Below are 4,390 nucleotides of genomic sequence, written 5' to 3'. Positions count from 1 at the left end.
GCTGGCTTGCCGGCGATGGCGCCAGTACAGGCTTGCGTATTCCGCCGGATTGCTTGCCTGATCCTCTGAACCTGGCCCAACCACCAGACCAGCGGTCACACCGCTGTGCTAGCTTTTCTGCACTGGGGAACAACGTATTCCCCGCATAGAAAAACATGGCAACAGCAACCGATGACTGGCAGGTGAACCATGGAACTACGCATTAACCAGCAGACCTACCAGGTCGAGGCGGACGCCGACACGCCCTTGCTGTGGGTGATCCGCGATGATCTGGGGCTGACCGGCACCAAGTATGGCTGCGGCCTGGCCCAGTGCGGCGCCTGTTCGGTACTGGTGGACGGCAACGTAGTACGCGCTTGCGTCACCCCGGTGGCCGGTGTGGTGGGGCGCGACGTCACCACCATAGAGGCCATCGAAGCCGATGCCGTTGGCAAACGGGTGGTTGCGGCCTGGGTCGAGCACCAGGTGGCACAGTGCGGCTATTGTCAGTCCGGCCAGGTAATGGCCGCCACGGCGTTGTTAAAGCACACCCCCAAGCCAAGCGACGCGCAAATCGACGCGGCCATGGTCAACCTGTGCCGCTGCGGCACCTACAACGCCATTCACGCTGCCGTGCATGACCTGGCGCAAGGGGAGCAGGCCTGATGAATACGCCCGTAGAGACCCCTGGCGAACTGCTCAGGCTGCAACTGGGCGAGACAGTCAATTTGTCGCGCCGGCGCTTTCTTGCCGGCACGGCTGTCGGTGCCCTGGTGCTGGGTTTCGGCCTGCCAATGGGGTCGGGCCGTGTGCAGGCAGCGGTTGCAGCCACCCCGGAACGCGGTACCCAGGTGCCCGCTTTTCTGGAGATTCGCCCAGACGGCACGGTACGCCTGCTCAGCCCCTTTATGGAAGGCGGGCAAGGCCCCTTCACCGCCATGGCGCAAATTGTGGGTGAAGAGCTGGATGTCGACCCCGTCAATTTCGTGGTCGATAGCGCACCACCGGGCGAAGCTTACGTGGTGATGGAAAACGGCATGCGCATCACCGGTGGCAGCATGTCGGTGCGCATGAGCTACCCGACCATGCGCCGCCTGGGTGCCCTTGCCCGGGCCATGCTGCTGCAGGCCGGCGCCGAACAACTGGGCGTGTCGGTCGACGAACTCTCGACCACGCCAGGAAACGTGGTACATACCACGACGGGGCGTTCGATACCCTACGGTGACCTCGCCGGGCGCGCCATGGACCTGCCGGTACCCGACCCGGCCAGCGTCAAGCTGCGTGACCCCAGCCAGTTCCGCTGGATCGGCAAGCCTGTTCGCCGCCTGGATGCCTACGACAAGTCCACCGGCAAGGCACAGTACTGCATCGACATAAAGGTCGACGGCATGCTGCACGCCGCCGTGCAACACGCACCACGTCTGGGCATGACCGTGGGCAGCGTGCGCAACGAAGATCAGGTCAAGGCCATGAAAGGCGTGCACTCCGTGCACCAACTGCCGGGCGCAGTGGCCGTGGTTGCCGAGCGTTGGTGGCACGCAAAGCGTGCGGTAGAGGCGATTCAGGTGGACTGGAAAGAGCCGGCCGCCGACAGCAACGTGCGACCGATGCCGGCCGACTTCTCCAGCGACGCATGGCGGGAACACCTCGCCAACGTCGAGGGCCCGGCGCGGGACGAAGAAAACGAAGGCGATATCGCTGGCGCCCTGAGCAATGCCAAGACCAAGGTCGAGGCCAGTTACCACAACCAGTACCTGAACCATGCCCAGCTCGAGCCACCGTCCGCCCTCGCCCGCTTCAACCCGGACGGCAGCCTGGACGTCTGGCTGCCCAACCAGGCCCCGGACATGTTCCGTGATGACATTGCCAAGCGTACCGGCCTGGAACCTGCGCAAATCAACCTGCACTCGCCGCTGCTGGGCGGTTTCTTTGGCCGCCACTTCCTGTACGACTCGGCCAACCCCTACCCGCAGGCCATTGCCTTGGCCAAAGCGGTTGGCCGGCCGGTAAAACTCATCTGGAGCCGCGAAGAGGAATTCCTGCGTGATGTGCTGCGCCCGGTTGCAGTGGTGAAATTCCGCGCCGGGCTGGATGCCGATGGCATGCCAGTGGCCCTCGAAGCGGTCAGCGCCACCGAAGGCCCAACCGAGGCTCTTGCTGGCAAGCAAGGGGAAAAGATCGACCCGACCGCGCTTGAGGGGCTATCAGGCAAGTCGTACGCCATCGCCAACAAGCGCATTGCCCAGATCTACGTCAAAGGCCCGGCCATGCTCGGCTACTGGCGCTCGGTGGGTAACTCGTTGAACGACTTCTTCTATGAATCCTTCCTCGATGAACTGGCAGACAAAGGCGGCAAGGACCCGTTCGAACTGCGCCTGCACCTGCTGCGCGACAACCCGCGCCTGACCACCCTGCTGAACGCGGTCGCCGAGCTGTCCGGTGGCTGGAAACGTGGGCCCTTCACTGCCGAGGATGGCAGCAAACGGGCACGCGGCGTGGCAATGGCCTCACCCTTTGGCTCGGAAGCGGCAGTCATTGCCGAGGTGTCGATCGAGAACGGCCAGGTCAAGGTGCACGACATCTGGCAGGCCATCGACCCGGGTAGCATCGTCAACCCGGCGATCATCGAACACCAGGTCAACGGCGCAGTTGCCCTTGGCCTGTCGCAGACGCTGGTGGAAGAAGCGGTCTATGTGGATGGCAAGCCGCGCGCACGCAACTACGACCTGTACCCGATCCTGCCGCCCTCACGGATGGCACGTGTGCATGTACGCATTGTCGAAAGCGGGGCGAAGATGGGCGGTATCGGCGAGCCACCGCTACCCGCTGTAGCCCCGGCTGTGGCCAACGCGGTCGCGCAGCTTACCGGCCAGCGCGTGCGTAGCCTGCCACTGAGCCGCCATACCTTCAGCTGACTGCACAAGGGAAGCCCGATGACCCATCGTTTCGCAAGAACCGCTGGCTGGCTGGCGCTGCCGTGCCTTGTCGCGGCAGGCCTGCTGGCCTGGTATGTGACCCGCGAGCCGGCCTCGCCGTTTGCCGACGCACAGGCCACTGCCGCTGACCCGGCCCTGATCAGCCGCGGCGAGTACGTCGCCCGCCTCAGCGACTGCGTGGCCTGCCACAGCCTGCCGGACGGCAAGCCGTTCGCGGGTGGACTGGAAATGGCCACCCCGCTGGGGGCCATCCACGCCACCAACATCACCCCCGACCGCGACAGCGGTATCGGCAGCTACAGCCTGGCCGATTTCGACCGTGCCGTACGCCAGGGTGTCGCCCCTGGTGGCAGGCGGCTGTACCCGGCCATGCCCTACCCGTCCTACGCCAAGCTCAGCGATGATGATGTCAGGGCGTTGTATGCGTTTTTCATGCACAACGTGCAACCCGCCCGGCAGGCCAATCTGCCCAGCGACATTCCCTGGCCGCTGAACCTGCGCTGGCCCATTGCCTTATGGAATGGCCTGTTCGCCGCCACCTCGCCATACGCCGACAAGCCCGGCCAGGATGCGCAGTGGAACCGGGGGGCCTACATCGTCCAGGGCCCAGGTCACTGCGGCAGCTGCCACACCCCACGCGGCCTGGCGTTCAACGAAAAGGCCCTGGATGAAGGCGGCAAACCCTTCCTGGCCGGCGCCCTGCTCGACGGCTGGTACGCACCGAGCCTGCGCGCCGACCCTAACACCGGGCTGGGGCGCTGGAGCGAGGCAGAAATCGCGCAGTTCCTGAAAACCGGGCGCAACCGGCATGCCGTGGTGTTCGGCTCGATGACTGAGGCGTTCAACAACTCCACGCAATTCATGCATGACGATGACCTGGCCGCCATTGCCCATTACCTGAAATCACTGCCCGGCGATCCACAGCGTGACGGCGCGCCATGGCAGTACCGGGTCGAATCGGCAGCGGCACGGCTCGACAGCCCGGGGGCGCACACCTATGTGACCCGCTGCGCGTCTTGCCACGGCCTGGACGGCAAAGGCCAAGCCGAGTGGATGCCGCCATTGGCAGGGGCCACCTCGGCACTGGCCAGGGAGAACGCCTCAGCGATCAATATCACCCTCAATGGTTCGCAGCGGGTGGTGGCTGCCGGGGTGCCGGATGCCTATCGCATGCCAGCTTTCCGCCAGCAGTTGAGTGACCAGGAGATTGCCGAAGTGCTGAGTTTTGTGCGTACGGCCTGGGGCAACCAGGGTGGTGCGGTGGATGCGCAGGCGGTAGGCAAGTTGCGTGGTCATACCGACCCAGCCAGCAGCAGCCCGATCATCTTGCATATGCGCTGAATTGACGTGGTTCTTGCACCGGCCTCTTCGCGAGCGCGCCCGCTCCCATCGGACAAACTCTGATTTGATTTAGCGGTGACTTTGTGGGAGTGGGCTTGCTCCGCGAAACCCAGCGCAGCCGGGCCATGCATCGT

Annotated in this window: 3 protein-coding genes; all 3 read left to right on the top strand. The window is 64.6% G+C overall.

Annotation, left to right across the window (positions count from 1 at the left end):
• The first annotated feature begins 189 nt into the window (after nt 1–189).
• The 3 genes from ACK1VC_RS24760 to ACK1VC_RS24750 are packed head-to-tail and all read left to right on the top strand — an operon-like array spanning nt 190 to nt 4,256.
• Nucleotides 190–645 (top strand): (2Fe-2S)-binding protein, encoded by a 456-nt coding sequence (locus ACK1VC_RS24760; protein WP_191086686.1) that lies wholly within the window; start codon nt 190–192, stop codon nt 643–645.
• Nucleotides 645–2,894, top strand: a complete 2,250-nt coding sequence (locus tag ACK1VC_RS24755) for a xanthine dehydrogenase family protein molybdopterin-binding subunit (protein ID WP_191086687.1) — start codon at nt 645–647, stop codon at nt 2,892–2,894. Before ACK1VC_RS24760 ends, ACK1VC_RS24755 begins: the two co-directional genes overlap by 1 nt.
• Before the next feature lie 18 nt (nt 2,895–2,912).
• Nucleotides 2,913–4,256, top strand: a complete 1,344-nt coding sequence (locus tag ACK1VC_RS24750) for a c-type cytochrome (RefSeq protein ID WP_095115131.1) — start codon at nt 2,913–2,915, stop codon at nt 4,254–4,256.
• Nucleotides 4,257–4,390 lie beyond the last annotated feature (134 nt).

This window comes from Pseudomonas sp. XP2 (assembly GCF_053557975.1).
Note: the sequence above shows the minus strand (reverse complement) of the source record. Positions and strands in the feature narration are given on the sequence as shown.

Excerpts from the sequence above, each read along its gene's own strand:
- ACK1VC_RS24760 (WP_191086686.1), top strand. The coding sequence starts at position 190 with ATGGAACTACGCATTAACCAGCAGACCTACCAGGTCGAGGCGGACGCC.
- ACK1VC_RS24755 (WP_191086687.1), top strand. The coding sequence starts at position 645 with ATGAATACGCCCGTAGAGACCCCTGGCGAACTGCTCAGGCTGCAACTG.
- ACK1VC_RS24750 (WP_095115131.1), top strand. The coding sequence starts at position 2,913 with ATGACCCATCGTTTCGCAAGAACCGCTGGCTGGCTGGCGCTGCCGTGC.